Origin of the sequence: Streptomyces sp. NPDC005566, from assembly GCF_040605575.1 — a bacterium.
In the GTDB taxonomy this organism is placed as follows: domain Bacteria; phylum Actinomycetota; class Actinomycetes; order Streptomycetales; family Streptomycetaceae; genus Streptomyces.
Genome location: NZ_JBEXDB010000010.1, coordinates 139,345 through 161,287, shown reverse-complemented (window position 1 = coordinate 161,287; position 21,943 = coordinate 139,345). Strand labels below are relative to the sequence as shown.

Here is a 21,943-nt window from a genome sequence, read left to right as displayed (position 1 = left end):
AGCGTTGGAGAGCGCTCTCCCCGATGAGCACACTGCACCCACCGGGGAGAGCGCGCGGTCGGTCAGGGCAGTTCGTAGTTCTCGTCCAGGACGGCACCGTCACCGGGGCGGTTCTGGTCGTAGCCGCGGGCGTCGCACTGGAGACCGCCGACGACACAGTGCCTGACCATGGCGTTCAGCGTGGCGTCGTCCCAGGCGTTGAAGAAGTCGTAGTGGAAGGAGTGGCCCGTACCGCTGGCCAGCCTCACCTGCGACATATCACCGTTGACCGGCCACGCCATCTTGAACTCGATCATCGGCAGGGCGACAGGATGCGAGGTCGGGCAGACGTTCTGGTTGGCACCCTGGGCGCCCGGATAGGCCATGTGGGCCTTGTGGTCCGGGGTGTCGAGGTTCTTCCCGTCCCAGCAACTGGGCGCCTGCATACGGAGGTTCAGCTGCACGTCCGGACGGGACGGGCACGTGGCCGGGAAGTCGAAGTTGTTGTAGCTCTCTCCGCATTCCCAGCCCTCCACCCTGCCCGGATGACTGCGGAACTCCTCCAGTGTCTGCGTCGGACTGCCGACGACGAACCGCAGCCCCTTCGGGAAGGGCCTGACGCTGCGGTAGTCGGTCACCCCGGACTTGTAGTAGATGGTCTGCGGACCGACCGGGCGCACCTCCTGGTTGCCGTTGTAGAGGGTCGGCATCCAGTACGCGGACAGGTCACCGGGCGCCTTGCAGGCGGTTCCGCCCCCGCCCAGCGAGGCGGTGGTGCTGTTCTCGTCCGTGGTGTCGTTGCCCATGAAGGTGTGGTTGTGGGACTTTCCGGCCTGTCCCGGGTAGACGATCGGGTCCACGGAACCGGTGTGGTTGACCGAACAGTTCGCCTGGAACTCGTGGAAGTACCGGACCGGAGGGATTTCTGCGGACGGCTGCACCCCGGTGACCGGCGGGTTCGCCGGAATGTACCCGTCGCCGTCCGGATCGTCGCCCGACGGAACAGGATCGGCCGCCGCCATGACGTGACCCTGCATGACATGCGACGCCGCGGCGGGCTCGCCGGCCGACTGCGGGGCCGTTTCGGTGGTTCCGGCGCCGGCGCTCGCGATCGCGTTGAGCCCCAGGGCCACCAGGGCCAGGGCCGTGACGACGATGAGGGCGGACACCAGAGTGGTTCTGCTGAGTCTTTCGGCCATGCGGACCTCCATGCCGCTCTTCATCCGCGCACATCGGGTGCGCAGTGGGGGGAGAGTGGAGCTGGATCGAGCACCCGGGAGGGACCCGCCCAGTGCGGCTCGAGGCCTGGACTCCTTGCGGAGACCTCTGGGAGAGCGCTCTCCAAAGCGGTGCCAGTGTTACGCCGCCGCTGAGAGCATGTCAATAGTCCGTGAACGATGGGCGGTGCAATCAATGGCAGTTGGTTCCGGGTCACCCGCAACAGCGCGAGGAATCCTCAGTGGTGGACCGGAAACGATGCCTGGAAGGCCAGTCGCGCGTCCGCGCCCTGCCCGATGGGCGTGAGAATGGCGTCGAGCGCGAGGAACTCCTCCCACGGCTCATTGCCCGAAGCGCCGACCAGGCGAGCGATGACTAGGTCCTCGAGCCCGGGCACGCGTCGATTCTTCCAGATCTTGTCCGCGGTGCTGACCAGCAGGTCCTCCACACCGACGGAGGGCGCCGCCCACGAGGCGTGCGTACCGGCGAAGCGGGCGAGGGCCTCGGGGAAACCGTGCTCCAGCAGGAGCTCACGGCCGACCTCCTCGTGGGCCGAGCCGGGGCCGGACAGTTCGTCCACGCACACCGTCTTGCCGATGTCGTGGGTGGCCGCACCGAAGAGGACCGCCTCCCTGTCGAAGTCAACTGCCGGACAGTGGAGTTGCAGGCGGTCGATCAGTTGATGGGCGACATCGTGCACCGCGCGCAGGTGCGCGGCCAGACGCGCGGGCGCCCTCAGGGTCAGCAACAGCTCCGCCGCCAGTTGCGGAAGCAGTCGCAGCGGGGGGTCGGCAGGACCGGACAGGGCACGCGACAGCGGGCCGGAAGAGCGAGTCACCGCGACAGGGTACGGGTAGTCCGACGGGCTGGGCAGGCTTCGGACCCGGTCGGGCCATCGGTGTGAACTACGCCTGGTGGGAGTCAGGTTCGGGAGAGTCCGGCCGCGTGAGGGAACAGGCAGCCGCCCCTGGTCAACGCACGAACGGCCCACTGCGGCAGGGGGCCACCCTGCTGCCGCAGCAGACCGTCGTCCTTTCGCCGGGAAGCCGGCGACGGCACGGGGCGGGGCCGGGCAGGCCCCGCGGATCGTCAGGCCGTGTGGAGCGTCAGCCCGTACCGGTTGAGGATCTCGTTGATCGGCTGGTGCCAGGTCTCACCGCCGCCGCTGCAGCTGCCCCACCCGCCCGAGGTGACACCCTGCGCCTGGTCGCCGCTGATGAACGAGCCGCCCGAGTCGCCCGGTTCGGCACACACGCTGGTCTTGGTCATCTGGCGGACGGCGCCCTGGCTGTAGTTCACTGTCTCGTTCTTGGCCAGTACGTTCCCGCAGTGCCAGTGGGTGGTGGAGCCGGAGCGGCAGATCGAGGCGCCTATCGGAGCCTCGTTGGAGCCGCGGACCAGCTGGTCGGAGACCGTACCCCAGCCGAGGACCACCGGGACGGTCCACCAGCCGCTGCCCACGTTCACCCAGGCGTAGTCGTTCTCCGGGAAGGACGACCCCTGGAAGTTGCCGATGGCCGAGCCGTCCCAGCCCCTGACAGCACCGCCCACGCCGCTGCAGTGGCCGGCCGTGACGAAGCCGCCGTGCACCGAGAAGCCGATGGAACAGCGGACGTTGCCCGTGTAGTACGGGTCGCCGCCGACCGTTCCCGCGGCGAAGGTCTGCGGGGCCGCGGCGGTCTGCTTCACCGTGACCGGACCGGCCTTACGGGCCTTGGCGACGAACGAGCGGACATCGTTGTCACCCTGCTCGGAGGCAACGACGTTCACCACGACGGTGTTCGCCCTGGGATCGACGTGCCAGCTGGCGACTCCGCTGGGTGCGGAGAGGGCGTCCAGTCGGTTCTTTGCTGCGTCCAACTGCTTCGCGGTGTGCTCGACGACGCGGACGTCGGCGCCGGTCGCCCGCACGGAACGGGCCGTACCGCTGTCGGTGACGGCAACGGTGAGCTTGCCGCTGTCCGCATCGAACCAGGAGCCGCCGAACGACGTTCCCGCTGCGCGTTGTGCGGTGCCCTGCAGGGCAGTTGCCGACTTCTCGGCGGTGAGTCGCGCCTCGGCCTGACTTTTCGTCAGGCCCAGGTCCTTCTGCATCGCCGCGATCAGGGCGGCGCCGGCCCGGGGTTCGGCGGCTGAGGCCGAGTCCGCCGCGCTGGCCTGGGTGAGGCCGGCGGTTGCCCAGGTACCGATGATGAGCAGTGCGGACAGACCGGTCCGCACCATCGTCGTGTGTCTCAAGGGAGTGCCCCTTCGTGTTGTTCCAGCATCGTGGGGGTGGAACAGGAAGCATCCGAGAGTGTTCTGAGAGCGCTCTCAGGAGTGCCGCAACGGACTGTAGTCCAGATCGATAGACAGGTCCATGCCAATGACCGCCCGGTTGAGTAGAGGTACTCATCCGGTGAGGCGCCGACGGTCCTACTGTCACAGGAAACGGACGACGCAGAGACCGCGAGGAGCAGATAGTGGCCGGATCACGTCGCAGGCGGCTGAGAGCCGGAATCATCGGCGCCCTGGCCGTCTCGCTATCGCTCCTCCTGGGCGCCTGCGGCGCTCTCGGTACCGAGGACGACCGTCGGCTCGCCGAAGACTTGGCGGAGAAGCATGTCCCCGGGCAGCTGGAGGTCATCGGCGCGCGCACCCTGTTTCCGGGGACCGGAGGATCGGAGATCACCTTCTCCGTGACCGACGACCGCGATGCTGTGGTGCGTCTCGGAGTCGACTCCGAAACGGGCAGGTGCAACTTCGAGGCCTGCGCACAGGCCATGGCCGACGCGATCACGCGGGGCAGGGCGGACGCAGGCGACTCTCGCGTTCTGAGGAGCACGTTCAAGGACTGTGGCTACGAGGTCATCGCCGTGGACCCTGCGGGAGGCGCACCGTACGTCGTCGCTCGGCCCACGAACTCCACGGTCACCCAGGTCATCACCGAGGTCGGCGCGTGCGTTCAGCGGTGGGTCGCAGCGGGCGGCTACCGGGGACCGCTCGCGGGGAAAGGCGGCGCGGCGGTCAACCTCGTATCCCCCGGGGTGGCCGAGCACCGCGCCGTGGGCAGGAGGTCCTGGCCCACGACGATGCGGCTGAGCCACTCCGGCCTGCTGGCCTCGCTGGGCGAACGCCCTTACTACTCCGTGGGGTACGCCATCGCCGGCGGGCGGGTCGACACCAGGGGCCGCGCCCGGATCGTCCGGCCCTTCGAACTGAAGGAAGAGTTCGCCAGGACGGTCGAGGAGGCGGTACGGAGGAGGCTGAGCTCCACGTATCCGCAGGTGCGGACGACCGTGTACCCGGGGGTGTGGCAACTCGAACCCGGCACGGTCGACCGGCAGACCGGCTATGTGCTCTTCTGCGAACGGCCCGCCGGGAAGAAGCTGTGCCTCGGCGACCACGCGGTGGTCGTGACCACGGATGTGCGGGGCGAGCCGTCCGGAGAGCTGCGGATGGTAAGCGACATCCGCGAGGACGGAGGAGCGCTCAGGCTCCCGCCGCTGTAGCGGAGGCGGGGCCCCTGTCAGGGCGTCGGCAGCGGGAGTCCGGCTTCGCGCCACCCCGCGCGGAACAGCTCCCACGCGCTGCCGGAGTCACCGGCGCCGGTGTCCCAGATCCGCACCGCGCCCTCGGGACCGCCGACCGGAGGCCAGCCCGGATCGCCGGTGGCGGCGAAGCCGGCCCACGCCCGCATCATGCGCTCCGAGAGCTCGTGATCGGCGCGGTCCGGAGGGCCGCCCACGAGGAAGTGGAGGCTCTCCTCGTCGAGGTTGCCGAAGGCGAACGGGATGTCCGCGCAGTGCCAGGCCCGGACGGGTTCGCCCGGACCGCCTCGCTGCCGGGCGAACCGGGACAGGAAGGCCCGGCCGCCCGCCCTCGCATGGGATTCGGCGAGTCTGCTGCTGTACTCGCCGAACAGCATGTCTCCGTACACGGCGAGGAAGACATCAAGCACGGAAGCACCGGGCATGAGCGTGCGATAGCCGTCCATCAGCGCTGCGGGCAGCTGGAAGTCAGCGGCGAATGCGGCGAGTTGTTTCTCCGTGGTTATCTTCGCGCTGCTGCCGACGGCGTCCAGCAGCCAGTACTCCTCGGTCGTATGGCAGACGAGCAGGTCGACGTCGGACGCGCCGCGGGCGGCAGTCGCCGCCAGGGGTTCCAGCGGAAGGGTGTCACCGCCCGTCACCGGCCCGTAGATGGCCGGGTCGTAGTGGCGCTGCCCCGATGCCGGGTCGCGGCGGTAGCGGTCGGCCACGGCGTCCGAGGCGTCGACGAGGGCGGCCGGGGAAGCGGACACGAGGCCGTCGTACGTGGCCGGCACACCCGCTGCGGCGGCCACCTCCTGTGTGGTGCGGGCGGCGGATTCCGGGGAGGCACAGGAGTTCACGGCGCTGTGTGCGACGGCACGGCGGAACAGTCCGCGCGCCCGGTCCATCGCCATCAGGCAGGCCACGGATGTCGCTCCGGATGACTGTCCGGCCACGGTGACGTTGTCGGCGGCGCCGCCGAACGCGGCGATGTGATCCCTCACCCACTCCAGGGCCGCGATCTGGTCGAGCAGACCCCGGTTGTCCGGGCAGGACTCCCCGCCGACGGTGGGCGGGACGTGACCGAAACCCTCGAAGCCGAGACGGTAGTTGAGCGTGACCACGACGAGCCCGTGCCCGGCGAGGGCCGTGCCGTCGAAGTCGGGCTGCGCGGAGGAGCCGAAGACGTAGGCGCCGCCGTGGATCCAGACCAGCACCGGAAGCGCGTCGCCGACGCCGCCCGGGGTCCAGATGTTGAGGCTGAGGACGTCCTCGTCGCCGGTTGACCAGCGCGGCGCTCCGGGCAGTTGCGCGGACTGCGGGGCGACGGGTCCGAACGCCGCACAGTCCCTGATGCCGTCCCAGGCGGCGGCACGACGCGGGGACCGGAACCGGCCGGTGCCGAACGGCGGCGCGGCGTACGGGATTCCGCGCAGCACGACGACTTGGGGGTTGCGTGCGGCCCGCCGTCCGCCGACCGCTCCCGACCTCGTCCTGAACACCGACATCCGCGCTCCCCCGTTGTGTCCTCCGCCCCCTCGGACGGCACGGTGTCAGCCTTTCATCAGGCGGGCGGTCCGGGCCAACACCAAGATCGCGTTTGTTGACGCACCTCCGATGTGAATCGAGGCCCGGTCCGGTGGGACGGGGCGGCGTATCCCGCCGGGACCCGGCCCTGGACGTGCGGCGGACCTACAGCGGGCTCTGCGGCCGCGCGATGTCGCGCACGGTGGCCATGTCGCTGAACGGGATCAGCTCGTCGCCGACGATCTGGTGGGGCTCGCTCCCCTTGCCGGCGATCAGCACGATGTCGTCCGGGCCTGCGGCGGACAGGGCGAACTCGATGGCACTGCGGCGGTCGGCGCGGCGTTCGAACGGGGTGCCGGTGGCCTCGATGCCGGGTGCGACCTGGTCGAGGATCGCTTCGGGGTCCTCGTGGCGCGGGTTGTCCGAGGTGAGGACGCACAGGTCGGAGTGGGTGCCGGCGATCGTTCCCATCTCGGTCCGCTTGGTGGTGTCCCTGTCGCCGCCGCAGCCGAAGACGGTGATGACCTTGGCCCGGGCGAAGCCCCGGATGGTGCCGAGGACCTTGTCCAGCGAGTCCGGCGAATGCGCGTAGTCCACGATCACCGACGTTCCCTGCGGTGTGGTGAAGCGCTCGAACCGGCCCGGGATCTGCGGCATCCGTTCGAGCGCGGCGACCAGACCGGCGAGGTCGTGTCCCAGGAGGTGGCAGGCGGCCACCGTGGCCAGCGCGTTCGCCACCGAGAACCGGCCGGGTGAGGGGATCGCCGCCGGGTACTTGCGGCCGTCGTGGTGCAACGTGAAGCGGGTGCCCGAGGCGTCCACGGTGAGGTCGGTCGCCCGGTAGTCCGCGTCCGTGTCGAGGGCGTACGTGGTGACGGCGCCGGGCATCACCGCCCGGATGCCGGCTCCCACCGGGTCGTCCGCGTTGACCACGGCGCGCCGGCACAGACCCTGGAAGAGGCGCAGCTTCGCGTCCCGGTAGTTCTCCATCGTTCCGTGGTCGTCCAGGTGATCCTGACTCAGATTGGTGAAGACACCCACGTCGATGAAGGTGCGGTCCACCCGATGCGTGAGCAGTCCCATCGACGTTGCCTCCAGCACCACGCTGTCCACTCCCCTGTCGCGCATGCACCCCAGCAGGTACTGCAGGTCGGGCGATTCCGGAGTGCTCAGCACGGAGTGCGGCATCGGGATCAGCTCGTCGCCGATACGGCTGCCGGCGGTGCCGATGACGCCGCTCCGCACACCCTCGGAGATCCGCAGCACGGACTCGATCATGTACGAGACGGAGGTCTTGCCGTTGGTGCCTGTGATCGCCACAAGGTCCATCTGTTTGCCCGGCTCGCCGAAGTAGCGCGATGCGACGACCGCGGCTGTGACACGGGTGTCCGGCACCCGCACGACGCAGAGGTCGGACGCTGCGGCAGGCAGTACGCAGCTGTCGTCCACGATGACTGCCACCGCGCCCCGGGCAAGGGCGCGGGCCACGGATTCCGGGCCGCCCGCCACGTGTCCCGGCACCGCGATGAACAGGGATCCTGGTACCACCCGGTCCGCGTCGAAGGCCGTTCCCTCGGTGATCCGCGTCTTCTCCGGGTCACCCTGGAGTAGGTCGTGGTCCTGCCCGGCCAGCAGCGCGCTCAGCTTCAAGGTGTTCCCTTCGAGGGTGGCTGCGGCCGTGGTGGGGCCGTCGCCGGGGCGCAGCGACGGCGGTGCGCCGAAGCTGCGGTGGTGAAGTGGGGCTCGTACGCCGTGCGGGGAGCACTGTGCGTCGAGTCGAATGCGATGAGCTAGGTGCGACGGGAGATACGCGCGGCAGAGCAGCGGGACGGGGCAGAGCCCCGGTCAGGAACCGCTGAAGATCGCTAGCCGTGTCCGTGCAGGACGGTGCGGCAGCTCGCGGACGCGTCGAGGGCGGCCTGGTGCAGGCACTTCCCGATGACGCTGATGCGACCCATGGGCCGAGTGTACGTCCGGACAGGTGATCCGGATTCCGCTTCGCCGCGGTGAGGCGGCCGTACGGCCCGGTCAGGGGCGTACGGCCGTCCCCCCGCGCGCGGACGCACCGAGGAGCGCCACGGTGAACGGGTGGCTCGGTGCGGTCAGGATCTGTTCCCTGGGACCCTCCTCGACCACCTGGCCGCCGTCCAGTACGGCGATGCGCGTCGCCTGGGCTGCGGTGTCCAGGTCGTGGGTGATGAGCACGATGCCGAGGCCGTCCCCTCGCCGGGCCGGTGCGGCGAGCAGGTCCAGCAGGGAGCGCCGGGCGACCGGGTCGAGTCCCGAGGTGATCTCGTCGCACACCAGTACCCGGGGCCGGGCGAGCAGTGCCCTGGCGAGCGCCGCGCGCTGGAGTTCGCCGCCGGACAGCCGCCCCGGGAGCCTTCGTACGAGCCCGTCGCGCAGTCCCAGGTCCGCGAGGGTCTGCCGGGCCTGCCGCGCCGCCTCCTCGGGGCCGGTTCCCCGCAGCCGTACCGCCGTGCGTGCCACCTGGTCCAGAACGGGCCGGTGTTCGTCGAAGGCCGCCCGCGCGTCCTGGAAGACGTACTGGACGGCGGCGAGCTGCTCACGGCTCCGGTCCCGCAGGCTCCGGGGCAGGGTCTCCCCGTCGAGCGACACGTCCCCTTCGTGGTCGCGGTGCAGTCCGGCGAGACAACGCGCGAGCGTGGTCTTGCCGCTGCCCGAGCGGCCTACGACGGCGAGGCATTCACCGGTGCGGAGGGCGAGTCCGGCGATACTCAGCACCCGGACGGTTCGCCCCCCGGTGCGGTGGTGGGCGACGAGCCGCTCGACCCGCAGCACCTCCGCACCGGGGGTACCGGAGATCCCTGTTTCCGCGCACGGCGTGGTCCCCGGAGCGGCCAGGAGTTCCTGCGTCCACGGATGCGCGGGGGCCGCGAGCACGCGGTGCGCCGGTCCGTGTTCCACCACGCATCCGCCCCTCATCACCATTATCTCGTCGGCGAGTTCGCGTACGACGTCCATGTCGTGGCTGAGCAGCACGACGGCGATGCCCCGGCGGGCCACCGCGGCCAGCCGGCCGACGATGCGCCGCTTGGTCAGGGCGTCCTGCCCGGTCGTGGGCTCGTCCGCGACGACGATACGGGCGCCGAGCAGCAGCGCCTGGGCGATGACGACACGCTGCTGCTGTCCGCCGGACAGCTGATGCGGATAGCGGCGCAACAGCGCCTGGGCGTCGGGGAGCTGGGCGTCGCCGAGCGCTTCGATCACGCGCTGTCCCGCTGCCGTACGACGCCGGGCCCGGGGCAGGTCGCGCACCTGCTGCCGGGCCATGTCGTACAGCAGGGCGCCGATGCGGCGGGCCGGGTTGAGGACGGCCGCGGGGTGCTGGGGGACGTAGCCGACCCGGGTGTCGTGCACGCGAACCTCGCCCGTCACCCGGGCGCCTGCGGGGTACTCGCCGAGGAGGGCGAGGCCGGTCGTCGTCTTTCCGCTGCCGGACGGGCCGACCAGGGCGGTGACCGTGCCGGCCCGGACGTGGAGGCTGACCTGGTCGACGAGGGCGTGTCCGTCGACCTCGACACTCAGGCGGATGATCTCGGCGAGCACGGGGCGCTGGTTCATGAGCTTCGGCCCTTTCCGGGCGGCGTGCGGTTCTCCATGGCCGCGTCGACGAGCAGGTTGCTGCCCATGGTCAGCGCGACGATGAGCAGGGCGGGTACGACGACCGCCCACGGCTGGACGAGCAGTCCGGTCCGGTTGCGGTCCACCATCACGGCCCAGTCCGTGGCGTCCGGGGCGACCCCGATGCCCAGGAACGCAGCGGTGGCGACGAGGTAGAGCACTCCGGTCAGCCGGATCCCGGCGTCGGCTGCCAAGGTCCGCAGGATGGACCGTCCGACGTAGCCGACGGCGATGCGCCACCAGGTCTCGCCCTGCATCCGCAGTGCCTCGACGGCGGGCCGGGAGGCGGCTTCCGCGGCGGCCGCGCGCACGATGCGGGCGGCGTCCGGGACGGAGACGAAGGCGACCAGCAGGGCGAGCCCGGCAGCGCCTGGCGGAAAGGCGGCCGCGACCAGCAGGATCATGAGGAGCGAGGGCACGGCGAGCAGTACGTCCAGCGGACGCATCAGCAGTTCCTCCAGCCAACTGCGGTGGGTGAGGGCACTGATCAGCCCGAGAGGCAGGGCGACCAGGTAGGCGAGGGCCGTCGCGCCGAGCGCGACCAGGGCCACGGACCGTCCGCCGAGCAGCACCTGGTCCAGGACGTCACGGCCGACGAAGTCGGTGCCGAGCCAGTGGCCGCCCCCGAGTGTGAAGGAGGCTGCGCGAGCCGGGGGTTCGCCCGCGAGGAGCGGTCCGAGGAGGGCAAGGCCGAGCGGAACTCCGGCGACGGCCGCGCCGGGCCGGTACCTCCCGAGCCGCTTCACGCCGCCACCCCTGACCGTGGCGCGAAGCGGTGGGTGACGAGGTCGGCGCCGAGGTTGATGACGACGGTGGCGAGGCCGAAGACCACGGCGAGTCCCTGCACCACGGGGATGTCGCGGTCGGCCACCGCGTTCATGAGTACGGTGCCGAGTCCGGGGATCACGTACAGCGCCTCCACGACGACGACGCCGCAGAGCAGCCAGTCGATGGTGCGGGCGAGCTGCTGGGTGGCGGGAGCGAGGGCGTTGGGCAGAGCGTGCCCGTACCGGATGCGTGCGCCTGAGATTTCGTAGCGGCGGGCCTGAGCGGCGTACGGGGCGGCGAGAGCCTCGATCATTCCCGCCCGGACCAGCCGGGAGAGCGAGCAGACCGGCCGCGCGAGCAGCACCAGGACGGGCAGGACGAGCGCGGCCGGATGCGCGAGCAGATCGGTGCCGTAGCCCACGGCGGTCGGCGGGAACCAGCCGAGCCGGAGGGCGAACACGCTCACCAGCAGGACCCCCAGGGCGAATTCGGGGACGGCGTAGATGCCGAGGGTCGCCGAGCTGATGAGCCGGTCCGTGAGCCCGCCCTCGCGGTGGGCGGCAACCACACCGAGGCCGACTCCGACGGGGACCAGGAGGAGCAGGGTGAGGGCCGCGAGGATCAGGGTCGGTCCGAAGCCGTCCGCGAGGAAGCCCGCGACGGGTCGGCCGGAGGTGAGCGAGGTCCCCAGGTCGCCGTGCAGCAGGCCCGTCGCCCAGTCGGCCAGCCGGACGTGCGCGGGTTCGTCGAGGTCCATCGCCTCGCGTACGGCCGCGATGCGTGCCGGGTCGGGCTGGTCACCGGCGAAGGCCACGGCGGCGTCGCCCGGCAGTGCCTCGGTGAGGGCGAAGACCAGCAGCACGACGGCCCCGGTCTGGGCCACGCCGAGGAGCAGCCGCCGGGCGATCCAGGAACGCAGTCCGTTCACGCCAGCCAGACCTTGTCGAAGCGTGCCCAGTCCAGGGTGTTGGCGGGTGCCTCGCGCGCGATGCCCCGTACGGAGCGTGCGGTGCCGAGGATCCAGTCCCCGAATCCCCAGACGAGGAACCCGCCGCGGGTGTGCAGTTGGCGCTGCATGCGGCCGTAGAGGGCTTCGCGTCCTGCCGTGTCCTTGGTGGACTGGGCCTGCTGGTAGAGCGTGTCGAAGCTCTTGTCCTGCCACTTGGTCGCGTTGGTGGTGGAGCCGGTGAGGAGCCGCTGGGAGATGTGCGACTCGATGGGCATCGCCCCGGACCGGTAGCAGCAGAGGGTGCCGGAGTCGAGGATGTCCTTCCAGTAGGAGTCCTTGCTGCCCATCCGTACGGAGACCGTGACCCCGGCGCGGGCCGCCTGGTCGCGGAAGATTCCGGCGGCTTCGGTGAACCCCGCTGCGACGGCCGAGGTGTCGAGGGTGACCTTCAGGTTCTCCGCACCGGCCTGCTTGAGGAGGTGGCGGGCGCGGTCGATGTCCTGTACGCGCTGCGGGAGTTCGTCCGCGTAGTACTCGTACCCCTTGCCGAAGAGGTCGTTGCCGATCTCTCCCGCGCCGGAGAGCGCACCGTCGACGAGTTCCTTACGGTCGGCGATGTGGAGGAACGCCTCGCGGACGCGGGGGTCGTCGAAGGGCTGCCGGTCGGTCTTCATGGCGAAGGCCTGCATGGCACTGTTCCGCAACCTGACGATCTCGATGCTGCCGGCCCTCTCATGTGCGCGGCCGGTGGCGGGGTTGAGCTCGTGCGCGTACTCGACCTGGCCGCCGAGGAGGGCGTTGACGCGGGCGGACTCCTCGTTGGCGACGATGAATTCGAGCTCGTCGAGGTGCGGGGCGCCGTCCCAGTAGTCGTCGTTTCGGCGCAGAACGGTGGAGCGCCCGGGTGCGAAGGAGACGAACCGGAAGGGCCCCGAGCCGACCGGTCGCCGGTCGAATCCGGTGGCGCCGTCCGGAACGATGTACGTACCGAACGCGGCCAGCACGTTGGGGAATTCGGCCGTCGGCCGCTTGAGTACGAACTCGACGGTCCGCTCCCCCGTGGCGCGGCTCGCCTTCAGGTCGATGGGCTCCAGGGAGGCCCGTGCCCGGTACGCCTTCTCCGGGGCGGCGATACGACGGTAGCTGTACAGGACGTCGGCGGCGGTCACCGGCCTCCCGTCGTGGAAGTCGGCCCGCCGCAGGGTGACGGTCCAGCGGTCGAGCCCCGCGTTCGGCTCCCACTTCTCGGCCAGTCGCGGCACGGCGGAGAGGTCCGCACCGTAGTCGGCGAGCTTGTCGAAGAGTGCCTTGGCGCGGGCCGCGTCGGCGAAGAGGTTCCCCAGATGAGGGTCGAGCGTCTCGCTCGCACCGCCCCCGGCGAACGCGGCGCGCAGCCGTCCGCCGCGTCGTGGTGTGCCCCCTCCCCCCGCGGCGGCACTGTCGGTGGTGCCGCTGGGGGAGCATCCTGCGAGTGCACCGAGGCCGGCCGCTCCCCCGGCTGCGGCCAGGAAGCCGCGCCTGCGCAGGGCGGGGTAATTGTGCTGCGGACTGGGTGAGTTGAGCATGGCGGATCTCCTGTTGTCGGAAGGTGCGGGGTGGTTCTCAGGCGGTGCGGCGGGCCACGACGTGGAGGCGGTCACCGTCGGCGGTGCGTCCGGGACCGTCCCCCGGCCGCCAGGCCGGTTCGGTGCGCGGCCCGGGACCGTCGTGGAGCGCGAGGACCTCGAAGCCGTGGGTGGCCAGAAGGCGGCGCAGTTCCTGGGGGAACAGCAGCCGCCATGCGGAGCGCTCCTCGACGGGTGGTGTGCCGTCGTCCGTGCTCCAGGTGCGGGTACGCCGCAGCAGTTGGGCGGCACGGTCCACGTCCAGGACGGTGGTCGAGCGGTAGGTGGTGCCGTGCCAGGTGAATTCCGCGACGGCGGGCCCGGCGGGTGGTTCGTTCCGGCCGAGGAAGTACGCGCCGTTGCGCATCTCCGCGACCAGCAGGCCGCCGGGTCCCAGAGCGCGGCGGCAGGACGTCAGGAAGCCGTCGAGCTGTTCGTTCGTGTGGCAGTACAGCAGCGAACTGTCCAGGCACACCGCGGCGTCGAAGGCCCGCCGGCCGAGGTCGAATCCGCTCAGGTCCGCGCGTGCGTAGTCCGGTCCGGGATGGTGGACACGGGCGTGGTCGAGCATCGAGGCGGAGAGGTCGACCGCCGTGACGTGGCGTCCGGCACGGTGGAGGTGGGCGGCGTCGCGTCCGGTGCCGCAGCCCAGGTCCAGGACCGCCGGGCCCGCCGCGTACCGTCGCAGGCAGTCCTCGGCCCATCGGCCGGCGAGCCGGCCGGGGTCCGGGAACCGGGCCTCGTACAGCGCGGGGCGGTCGGTGAGCAGGTTCCCCGCGTTCTCCCCGGTCCCCACGCGATTCATGCCGCCACCGGTACGGGTGACGGGTGCGCCGCGGGAAGGGTGCCGACGCGGTGGAGCCATGCCACACCACCTGCGGATACGAGGCCGAGCATGAGGCAGCAGACCCAGGGCAGCAGGCCGGCGGCGCTGCCCGCCCCACCGCGCCCGGCCGCGTCCATCGCCCAGCCGATGGCCGTGTTGCCGACTGCCGCGGCGATGCCGGACACGGCGTAGAAGATCCCGAAGTACGTTCCCGTCAGTTCGGACCGCCCGAAGCCGGGGATCAGCTCCATGACGAACGGCTGCGCGGTCATGATCCCGAGATGGAGCAGGAAGGCTCCGGCCAGGACGGGCAGGGCACGCAGGACGGCGTCCGTGGGGCCACTGGGCGGTGCGCCGGTCCCGGCCAGTGTCATGGGCGGTATGAAGGCGAGGGCCATGAGGGCAAGGCCGGTGGCTATCCAGCGGCCCCTGCTGCCGCGTTGCTTCAGTGCGCGGGTGATGCGGAGCTGCAGGGCGAGGCCGGCGAGCGTACCGACGAGGAAGACGAGTCCGGCCGCACCGTCCCAGCCGGTGGCCCGCCGGGCGCTGTCGGGCAGCAGCAGGTAGAGCTGGTTCTCCAGGGTGAACATGCCGACCATCACCAGCGCGAAGGCGAGGAAGGCGCGGTTGCCGACGGCCTCCCGCCAGTCGGCGGTGACGCTGCTCGTCGCCGGTGGCACGTCGCGGGCGGGAAGGACCATGGCCTGGGCGACCGTGAGCAGGGCGAAGACCGCGGCGGCGGTGAGCGCGGAGGCCCGGAAGTCGACGAGGAGCAGGGCACTGCCCAGGAGCGGGCCGATGAGGGCGCCGGTGGTCGCGAAGACGTTGAAGAGCGCGAACGCCTCGGCCCTGCGCTCCCCCGCCTCCTGGGCGAGATACGAACGGACGGCCGGGTTGAAGAGAGCACCTGCCACTCCGCTGAGCACCGAGGCGGCGAGCAGGACCGGCAGTCCGTCGCCGAGGGCGAACAGGGCGAAGCCGACGGTGCGTATCGCGCAGCCGGTGATGATGACGCCGCGCGCCCCCAGCCGGTCCGCGGCCGATCCGCCGATGAGGAAGAGGCCCTGCTGGCTGAGGTTGCGGACGCCGAGGACGATGCCGACGACGGCTGCGGACATGCCCAGGTTGTCGCCGAGGTGGACGGCCAGAAAGGGGATGAGCAGGTAGAAGCCGGTGTTGACGCCGAGTTGGTTGACCAGGAGAAGCCTGATGGCGAGCGGGAAACTGCGGATCTCTTGCCAGGTCCTCATGACGCCGCCTCCTCGGACACCCTCTGCTCCGAAGTGGTGCGCTGCCGCACGCCGAGCCCCGGCCGGCCGGTCGTTCCCACGAAGCCGTCGGCGCCACCGATGCCGGTCCAGGGGTCGTGGGCGAGCAGCAGGTGCCCGTCGAGGTCGATCCAGCGGGCACGGTCGGCGATGTGGACCGCGGGGGCGATCCCGAGGGTGCTGGCGGTCAGACAGCCGAGCATCAGGTCAGTCCCGCTGCCCTCGATGAGGGCTGCGATCCGCAGTGCGGCGTGGACCCCGCCGCACTTGGCGAGTTTGACGTTGATTCCGTGGACGCGTCCGGCGAGCCGCCGGGCGTCCTCGTAGGTGACCGCGTCCTCGTCCGCGATGACGGGCAGCGGTGACCGGGCGGCGAGTCGTGCCAGGGCCTCCGGGTCACCGGGGGCGAGCGGCTGTTCCACGGCCTCGATGCCGAGTTCGGCGAACCGGGGCAGGAGCCGGCGGGCCTGCCCCGCGGACCAGGCGCCGTTCGGGTCGAGGAGGAGCCGGGCGCCGGGGGCTGCCGCGCGGACGGCCCGTACGCGGTCCAGATCGGTTTCCTGGTCCCGGTCGCCCGCCTTGATCTTGATGACGGAGAAACCGGCGTCGGCCAGGAGGCGGGCCCTGGCTGCCGCCCGGCCCGGAGAGGTGAGCGAGATCGTGCGGGCTGTGGCGGCCCTCGGCGCTTCGGGGGAACCGAGGAACCCGTGCACGGAGGTGGCGGTGCGCTTGCCGACCAGGTCGAGGAGCGCCGCTTCCGTGGCTGCGGTCACCGCGGCGGGGGTGTCCGGGGTGGTGAGCTCGCCGACGCGCAGGGCGTGCAGTGCGGTCTCCGGTCCGGCGAAGCGGGCGAGCTGTCCCGCGACTTCGACCAACAGCCGTTGCAGGGCCGAGGTGCCGAGGCCGTAGAAGACGCTCGTGACGGCCTCGCCGTGACCGCGCAGCCCTTCGTGTTCGACGGTCAGCCGCACGGCGTCGCGCGAGGTCATGGTCGAGCGCGAGATGCGCAGCGGTTCCGCGAGGACGAGCCGGCCGGTGTGCTGGGTGACGTTCACGGCTGCCTCTCCAGGTGGTCGGCGAGCGGGTCGGTGACGGTGGTGCACCTGGCCCATCCGGCGTTCTGGGCGGCGCGCGGGTGCGGGATCTCGACGGGTTCGGCGGCCGCGAGGTCAGGGGAGATTCCGTGGGCGGTGGTGAAGTCGTCGTCGTAGACGCTTCCGAGGTAGCGGTGCGGTCCGTCGGGGAAGACGGTGGCGACGGCCGCGCCCGGCTGGGTGCGGGCGGCCCACGCCGCGACGCGTGCGACGGCACCCGTGCTCCAGCCACCGCTGACGAAGTTGCCCCGGGCGAGGCGCCGGCAGGCGTCGGCGGCCTCGGCCGGACCGACCCAGTGGACTTCGTCGAAGACGTCGTACGCCACGTTGCGCGGATGGATGCTGCTGCCGAGCCCGCGCATCAGACGGGGTGCCGCGGACTGCCCGAAGATGGTGGAGCCGGTGGAGTCGACGGCGATCATCCGCAGGTCGGGCCAGTGCCTGCGCAGCGGTCCGGCGATCCCGGCACTGTGCCCACCGGTGCCGACGCTGCACACGAGGATGTCCACGTGATCGAGCTGGGTGGCCAGTTCGGCGGCGAGGGAGGCGTAACCGGCCCTGTTGTCAGGGTTGTTGTACTGGTCGGGCCAGTACGCGCCGGGCAGTCGGCCGAGCAGGTCGTGCAGCCGCTCCAGGCGGGCGCCCTGCCAGCCGCCCCGTTCGGCCGGGCGGTCGACGAGCTCGAGTCGGGCTCCGTAGGCGCGCAGCAACTGCCGCATGGATGGTTCGAGTTCACTGTCGCCGACGAGGACGACGGGGTGGCCGAGCGCCTGCCCAGCGAAGGCAAGACCTATGCCGAGGGTTCCGGAAGTGGACTCCACCACGGGTGCTCCAGGGCGCAGTTCGCCGCGCTCCTCGGCTCCGAGGAGCATCGACACCGCGGCCCGCGCCTTCATGCCACCGACGGCGTGCCCTTCGAGCTTGGCCCAGAAGCCGGGGTGGGGTGCCGGGAGCCCTGTCGTGATCCTGGCCAGCGGGGTGCGGCCGAGGAGTGCGAGGAGTTCGCGGTGGGGTGCGAGGGTCTGTGGTGCTGGCGCTGTGGTCACAGAGTGCCTCCGTCGCCCGCCGGTTGACCGTGGCCGGTACCGGATACTCCGTCGCCCCCCGGGTGCTGACGGCCTGTACCGGGTACTCCGCCGCCCGCCCGGTAGCGGTGGACGGTGCCGGGTCCGCCGTCGAGCCAGAAGAAGGGGTACGGCTCCGCGCAGACCGCGGCCACTCCGGCGCCGAGGAAGCGGGGCAGCACCGCACTCCCTGTCTGGGCGAACATGACGAGGGGCTTGCCGTGGTCCAGGGCGCACCGGCGCAGCGGATCGAAGGTGCCGTTGCCGAGCGTCATGCCGGAGGCCATCACGGCGTCGCAGTGTGCGATGGCTTCCAGGGCGTCGGTGGCGACGGGTTCGCCCCATTCGGTGGTGCCGCCCTTCAGGTCGCACGGCAGGCCGGTGATGCCCCGTGTGCGCAGTTCGGCCAGCAGGGAGTTGACGACTCCGACGACCAGGACCGTGCTGCCGGGTGCGACGGCCAGCAGATCGACGACGGCCTTCGCCCGCGCACGGGAGCGCTCGATCGACGTCCCGGCGGGTACGGACACGGCTTGCGCCCCGTCCGCCCGGGTGTGCGGCAGGATGTCCATCAGGTAGGCGTCCAGCGCCGCGACCCGTACGGGCAACAGCGGATGGGCGAGGAGGCCCGCCACGTCCGCACCGGCGCAGTCGTCGACCGTCCCGGCAGGGAGCGCGCCGGGTTCGACGGAACACGAGCCGACGGCCCGGCCGAGGCGGAGGCTGAGCACCTCGTTGCGGTACCCGCCGCGCCGCCCGTCGTGCCGGACGGCCTGGGACGTCGTGAAGGCCACGGCGATCCGGCGGGTACGGGGATCGGGACCCAGTTGCCCGGCCAGTGCGCGGTGCACGAGCACGTCGAGGGTGAGGGTCTCGGCCTCGGTGGGAGTGGTCGTCGTCATGACCGCACCAGCCGGGGGCGCAGGCCCGCGAGCAGCGACTCGACGCGGTCACGGGCACCGAGCCCTGCGGCGTCGCCCGCCATGACGTGGCCCAGGTAGGCGTTGTTGCTGTCCGCCGCCTCGACCGTCCGTCCCGGCTCGGCGAACTGGACATCGAGCACTCCGTCGGCGTCGCGCATCCCCGCGGCGCCCTCGACGGAGGCCAGTGTGCCCGTGGTGTCCGGGACCAGGAACCCGATGGCGGCACTGCGGAGACCGGTATCGCGCCGGCGGAGATCGGGCCGGCGGCCGAGCGCCACGTCGACGCAGGCGGCGGCGAGGTCGATGCCGGTGACGTGACGTACGAGTTCGGTGATGCGGTTTCCCGCGGGGCGCGGGTTGACCTCCACGACGCGGGGTCCGTCGGCGGTCAGTTTGATCTCGGTGTGCGCCACGACGTCGTCGAGTCCGAGTGCGGCCCCGGCGCGGACGGCGGTGTCCGCGGCGGTGGCGATCCCGTCGGGCGAGAGGGCGGCGGGGAACATGTGGCCGGTCTCCACGAAGGCCGGCGCACCGCCGACGCTCTTGTCGGTCACCCCGACGATGTGGACCGTGCCGTCGTACGTCACGGTCTCGACGCTGACCTCGGGGCCCCGCAGGAACTCCTCGAGGAGGATGTGGGCCGTGCGGCGCTGTCCGCGGGCGTTGACGGGGAACGCTTCAAGGGCACGGCAGGCCGCGACCAGTTGCGCCGCGTCGTCGACGCGGCGCACGAGCATGCCCGCGCACAGGTCCACCGGCTTGACCACCAGCGGATAGCCGATGTCCCGCGCGGCACCGTCCGCTGCGGCCGCGTCCTCGCAGACCGCGAACCGGGGTCCCGGGAGGCCCGCGGCGGCCAGGATCCGACGGGTGGCGTCCTTGCGGCAGGCGTTGTCCATCGCGTCGGGTGCCGGGCCCCGCAGACCGAGCCGGGCGGCGATGCGGGCGGCCGCGGGCAGGTAGTAGTCGCAGGAGGTGATCACCCCGTCGAAGGGGAGGGCTCCGTGCAGCCGCTCGGTCAGCGGAAGCAGCACGCCGAGGTCGTTGGTCGGTGCCGTGACGACGTTCCGTGCGGTGAGCAGCGGATGGGCCGTTCCCTCGGGTGCGGAGCGGAGGTAGTGCTGCAGGTCGCGGGTGAGGAAGGTGAAGTGGTGCCCGCCCTCGCCCAGCGCCCGCGGCAGCAGCCTGCTCATCGATCCGACCCAGCTCTCGACCACCAACAGGTGAGCCACGAGCTCCCCCCTTCTCACAGTGCCGTTGGGAATGGCGGGCAGGCGGAGCTCACCCCCGAGCGGGGGCTTCCCTGTCCGACCGCCCACACGCTATCGATAATCGTTTTCATTGTCATCTAAAGCTTCGTCATGCCCTTCCGCGCACCGCTTCCGTTGCGGTGCCCGCTGGACCGGAGTGGAATTGCGTACAGGGACCCGGAACGGACGCGAGGAACCCCGGCGCCCCGCGGACACGGCGGCAGCCCCACCCACCCCCGGATCGAAAGGAAGACACCATGAGCGACACCGACCGGGGGGACGACGTCTACCAGCCCCAGGAACCGGAAGCCTCCGACCCCGACGACCTGCTCGACGTGGAGGACACCCTGGACGCCACAGGGGTCAGCGACGTCCTCGACGAGGGGTACACACCGCCCGATCGGCCGTGGGCGGTGAACGACGAAGGCACCACCGCGACGGAAGGGCACACGGGCCAGTCCCTCGACACCCGTCTGACCAGGGAGATCCCCGAAATCTCGGAAGACGGCGACGGACCGGGGGATCTGGCCGACGGTGACGGCGAGCTCTACGACACGGAAGTGGGCACCGACCGCGCCGGACGCCTCACCCAGGGTGGCGACGGCCACGTGCCGGCCACGCTCACCGCCCAGGACGTCGGTATCGACGGTGCGGCGGCATCGGCCGAGGAAGCGGCGATGCACGTGATTCCTGAGGAGGAGGACCTCCTGGGCGAGGAGACCGCCAGCTGAACGCCCACCCGCCGAAACCCGTATCCCAGACCGGCATCCCCGAACAGATTGCAGGAGCACCCATATGAGCGGCACTGCGCAGATCGGCGTCACAGGACTCGCGGTGATGGGCCGCAACCTCGCCCGGAACTTCGCCCGCAACGGCTTCACCGTCGCCGTGCACAACCGCACCACCGCGAAGACCGACGCCCTCGTCGAGGAGTTCGGCCAGGAGGGCACATTCGTCGCCGCGCACACCCCACAGGAGTTCGTCGCCGCCCTGGAACGCCCCCGCCGTCTGGTGATCATGGTCAAGGCGGGTGAGCCGACGGACGCCGTGATCAAGGAGTTCGCCCCGCTCCTGGAGGACGGCGACGTCATCATCGACGGCGGCAACGCCCACTTCGAGGACACCCGTCGCCGCGAGAAGGAGCTCCGCGAACGCGGGATCCACTTCGTCGGCGTGGGCATCTCCGGCGGCGAGGAGGGCGCGCTGAACGGGCCGAGCATCATGCCGGGCGGCTCCGAGGAGTCCTATGCGTCACTGGGGCCGATGCTGGAGAAGATCGCCGCCAAGGCGAAGGACGGCTCGCCGTGCACCACCCACATCGGGCCGGACGCCGCCGGGCACTTCGTGAAGATGGTCCACAACGGCATCGAATACGCGGACATGCAGCTCATCGCGGAGGCGTACGACCTGCTGCGGACCGTCGCGGGCTACTCCCCCGCCCGGATCGCGGAGACCTTCCGCAGCTGGAACACGGGGCGCCTCGACTCCTACCTGATCGAGATCACGGCCGAGGTGCTCGCCCACACGGACGAGGCGACGGGCAGGCCTTTCGTCGACATCGTCCAGGACCGGGCGGAGCAGAAGGGCACCGGCCGCTGGACCGTGCAGATCGCGCTCGACCTGGGGGTGCCGGTCTCCGGGATCGCCGAGGCCGTCTTCGCCCGCTCCCTGTCGGGGCACGCCGATCTGCGCGAGGCGGCCCGTGAGCTGCCGGGACCGTCCGCTTCCCCACTGGACGAGGCGGACGCAGCGGCCTTCGCCGACCGGGTCGAGCAGGCTCTGTACGCCTCGAAGATCGTCTCGTACACGCAGGGATTCCACCAGATCAGGGCCGGCAGTGACGCCTACGACTGGGACATCGATCTCGGGGCGGTGTCGGCGATCTGGCGGGCCGGCTGCATCATCCGCGCCGCTTTCCTGGACCGGATCCGGGCGGCCTACGACACCCGACCTGACCTGCTGAGTCTGCTCTCCGACAAGCAGTTCGCCGAGGAGATCGGTGCGGCGCAGGACGACTGGCGCTCGGTGATCGGCGAGGCCGTGCGCCAGGGTGTGCCGACCCCCGGTTTCGCCGCGGCGCTCTCGTACTACGACGGGCTGCGCGCCGACCGGCTGCCGGCGGCGCTCACCCAGGGCCAGCGCGACTTCTTCGGGGCGCACACCTACCGGCGCACGGACCGTGAGGGCTCGTTCCACACGCTCTGGGGCGGCGACAGGTCGGAGACCGCCACCGGCTGACAGGACGGCGCCTTCGCCCGGCCGGACCGCCCGGAGTGCGGCCGGGGCGGGGCTGTGGACTAGTGGCAGGGAGCCCTG

General features: G+C 71.3%; 18 protein-coding genes. 3 read left to right on the top strand and 15 right to left on the bottom strand.

Annotation, left to right across the window (positions count from 1 at the left end; translation table 11 throughout):
- Positions 1 to 62: 62 nt before the first annotated feature.
- The 3 genes from ABZS61_RS18135 to ABZS61_RS18125 all read right to left on the bottom strand — a co-directional run bounded on the left by ABZS61_RS18135 (position 63) and on the right by ABZS61_RS18125 (position 3,420).
- Complete coding sequence (locus tag ABZS61_RS18135) at positions 63 to 1,178, bottom strand: DUF1996 domain-containing protein (protein ID WP_356421523.1); 1,116 nt, start codon at positions 1,176 to 1,178, stop codon at positions 63 to 65.
- 257 nt (positions 1,179 to 1,435) lie between these two features.
- Positions 1,436 to 2,035 (bottom strand): HD domain-containing protein, encoded by a 600-nt coding sequence (locus ABZS61_RS18130; RefSeq protein WP_356421518.1) that lies wholly within the window; start codon positions 2,033 to 2,035, stop codon positions 1,436 to 1,438.
- Between the two features lie 251 nt (positions 2,036 to 2,286).
- On the bottom strand, positions 2,287 to 3,420 hold the full coding sequence (locus ABZS61_RS18125; RefSeq protein ID WP_356421820.1) for a S1 family peptidase: 1,134 nt from the start codon (positions 3,418 to 3,420) through the stop codon (positions 2,287 to 2,289).
- Positions 3,421 to 3,659: 239 nt separating this feature from the next.
- Between ABZS61_RS18125 and ABZS61_RS18120 the strand changes: the two genes are divergently transcribed.
- Complete coding sequence (locus tag ABZS61_RS18120; protein ID WP_356421515.1) at positions 3,660 to 4,688, top strand: hypothetical protein; 1,029 nt, start codon at positions 3,660 to 3,662, stop codon at positions 4,686 to 4,688.
- A 17-nt stretch (positions 4,689 to 4,705) separates the two neighbouring features.
- On the opposite strand, the gene ABZS61_RS18115 is transcribed toward ABZS61_RS18120, so the two are convergent.
- The 12 genes from ABZS61_RS18115 to ABZS61_RS18060 form a co-directional block, all read right to left on the bottom strand.
- On the bottom strand, positions 4,706 to 6,217 hold the full coding sequence (locus ABZS61_RS18115; RefSeq protein WP_356421512.1) for a carboxylesterase family protein: 1,512 nt from the start codon (positions 6,215 to 6,217) through the stop codon (positions 4,706 to 4,708).
- A gap of 184 nt (positions 6,218 to 6,401) precedes the next feature.
- Positions 6,402 to 7,886 (bottom strand): UDP-N-acetylmuramoyl-L-alanyl-D-glutamate--2,6-diaminopimelate ligase, encoded by a 1,485-nt coding sequence (locus ABZS61_RS18110; protein ID WP_356421509.1) that lies wholly within the window; start codon positions 7,884 to 7,886, stop codon positions 6,402 to 6,404.
- A gap of 378 nt (positions 7,887 to 8,264) precedes the next feature.
- Positions 8,265 to 9,821, bottom strand: a complete 1,557-nt coding sequence (locus ABZS61_RS18105) for an ATP-binding cassette domain-containing protein (protein WP_356421506.1) — start codon at positions 9,819 to 9,821, stop codon at positions 8,265 to 8,267.
- On the bottom strand, positions 9,818 to 10,627 hold the full coding sequence (locus ABZS61_RS18100; protein ID WP_356421502.1) for an ABC transporter permease subunit: 810 nt from the start codon (positions 10,625 to 10,627) through the stop codon (positions 9,818 to 9,820). The genes ABZS61_RS18105 and ABZS61_RS18100 overlap by 4 nt, the downstream gene beginning before the upstream one ends.
- Complete coding sequence (locus ABZS61_RS18095) at positions 10,624 to 11,577, bottom strand: ABC transporter permease (protein ID WP_356421499.1); 954 nt, start codon at positions 11,575 to 11,577, stop codon at positions 10,624 to 10,626. The genes ABZS61_RS18100 and ABZS61_RS18095 overlap by 4 nt, the downstream gene beginning before the upstream one ends.
- Positions 11,574 to 13,163 (bottom strand): ABC transporter substrate-binding protein, encoded by a 1,590-nt coding sequence (locus ABZS61_RS18090; RefSeq protein ID WP_356421496.1) that lies wholly within the window; start codon positions 13,161 to 13,163, stop codon positions 11,574 to 11,576. The genes ABZS61_RS18095 and ABZS61_RS18090 overlap by 4 nt, the downstream gene beginning before the upstream one ends.
- Positions 13,164 to 13,200: 37 nt before the next feature.
- Positions 13,201 to 14,007 carry a class I SAM-dependent methyltransferase gene (locus ABZS61_RS18085; protein WP_356421492.1) on the bottom strand — a complete coding sequence of 269 codons (807 nt, stop codon included), beginning with the start codon at positions 14,005 to 14,007 and terminating at the stop codon, positions 13,201 to 13,203.
- Positions 14,004 to 15,278 carry an MFS transporter gene (locus tag ABZS61_RS18080; protein WP_356421489.1) on the bottom strand — a complete coding sequence of 425 codons (1,275 nt, stop codon included), beginning with the start codon at positions 15,276 to 15,278 and terminating at the stop codon, positions 14,004 to 14,006. The genes ABZS61_RS18085 and ABZS61_RS18080 overlap by 4 nt, the downstream gene beginning before the upstream one ends.
- The gene (locus ABZS61_RS18075) at positions 15,275 to 16,351 is read right to left on the bottom strand and encodes an enolase C-terminal domain-like protein (RefSeq protein ID WP_356421486.1); all 1,077 of its coding nucleotides are present in this window, start codon (positions 16,349 to 16,351) and stop codon (positions 15,275 to 15,277) included. Before ABZS61_RS18075 ends, ABZS61_RS18080 begins: the two co-directional genes overlap by 4 nt.
- Positions 16,348 to 17,436: a PLP-dependent cysteine synthase family protein gene (locus ABZS61_RS18070; protein ID WP_356421483.1), complete on the bottom strand. Its 1,089-nt coding sequence runs from the start codon at positions 17,434 to 17,436 to the stop codon at positions 16,348 to 16,350. Before ABZS61_RS18070 ends, ABZS61_RS18075 begins: the two co-directional genes overlap by 4 nt.
- On the bottom strand, positions 17,433 to 18,356 hold the full coding sequence (locus tag ABZS61_RS18065) for a DUF364 domain-containing protein (RefSeq protein ID WP_356421480.1): 924 nt from the start codon (positions 18,354 to 18,356) through the stop codon (positions 17,433 to 17,435). The genes ABZS61_RS18070 and ABZS61_RS18065 overlap by 4 nt, the downstream gene beginning before the upstream one ends.
- Positions 18,353 to 19,609: an ATP-grasp domain-containing protein gene (locus ABZS61_RS18060; protein ID WP_356421477.1), complete on the bottom strand. Its 1,257-nt coding sequence runs from the start codon at positions 19,607 to 19,609 to the stop codon at positions 18,353 to 18,355. Before ABZS61_RS18060 ends, ABZS61_RS18065 begins: the two co-directional genes overlap by 4 nt.
- Positions 19,610 to 19,884: 275 nt before the next feature.
- Between ABZS61_RS18060 and ABZS61_RS18055 the strand changes: the two genes are divergently transcribed.
- On the top strand, positions 19,885 to 20,358 hold the full coding sequence (locus ABZS61_RS18055; protein ID WP_356421474.1) for a DUF5709 domain-containing protein: 474 nt from the start codon (positions 19,885 to 19,887) through the stop codon (positions 20,356 to 20,358).
- A gap of 64 nt (positions 20,359 to 20,422) precedes the next feature.
- Complete coding sequence (gene gndA / locus ABZS61_RS18050) at positions 20,423 to 21,865, top strand: NADP-dependent phosphogluconate dehydrogenase (RefSeq protein ID WP_356421470.1); 1,443 nt, start codon at positions 20,423 to 20,425, stop codon at positions 21,863 to 21,865.
- Positions 21,866 to 21,943 lie beyond the last annotated feature (78 nt).

Coding starts and splice junctions, on each gene's coding strand:
- ABZS61_RS18135 (WP_356421523.1), bottom strand. CDS start 1,178: ATGGCCGAAAGACTCAGCAGAACCACTCTGGTGTCCGCCCTCATCGTC.
- ABZS61_RS18125 (WP_356421820.1), bottom strand. CDS start 3,420: ATGGTGCGGACCGGTCTGTCCGCACTGCTCATCATCGGTACCTGGGCA.
- ABZS61_RS18115 (WP_356421512.1), bottom strand. CDS start 6,217: ATGTCGGTGTTCAGGACGAGGTCGGGAGCGGTCGGCGGACGGCGGGCC.
- ABZS61_RS18105 (WP_356421506.1), bottom strand. CDS start 9,821: ATGAACCAGCGCCCCGTGCTCGCCGAGATCATCCGCCTGAGTGTCGAG.
- ABZS61_RS18090 (WP_356421496.1), bottom strand. CDS start 13,163: ATGCTCAACTCACCCAGTCCGCAGCACAATTACCCCGCCCTGCGCAGG.
- ABZS61_RS18085 (WP_356421492.1), bottom strand. CDS start 14,007: ATGAATCGCGTGGGGACCGGGGAGAACGCGGGGAACCTGCTCACCGAC.
- ABZS61_RS18080 (WP_356421489.1), bottom strand. CDS start 15,278: ATGAGGACCTGGCAAGAGATCCGCAGTTTCCCGCTCGCCATCAGGCTT.
- ABZS61_RS18065 (WP_356421480.1), bottom strand. CDS start 18,356: ATGACGACGACCACTCCCACCGAGGCCGAGACCCTCACCCTCGACGTG.
- ABZS61_RS18055 (WP_356421474.1), top strand. CDS start 19,885: ATGAGCGACACCGACCGGGGGGACGACGTCTACCAGCCCCAGGAACCG.
- gndA (WP_356421470.1), top strand. CDS start 20,423: ATGAGCGGCACTGCGCAGATCGGCGTCACAGGACTCGCGGTGATGGGC.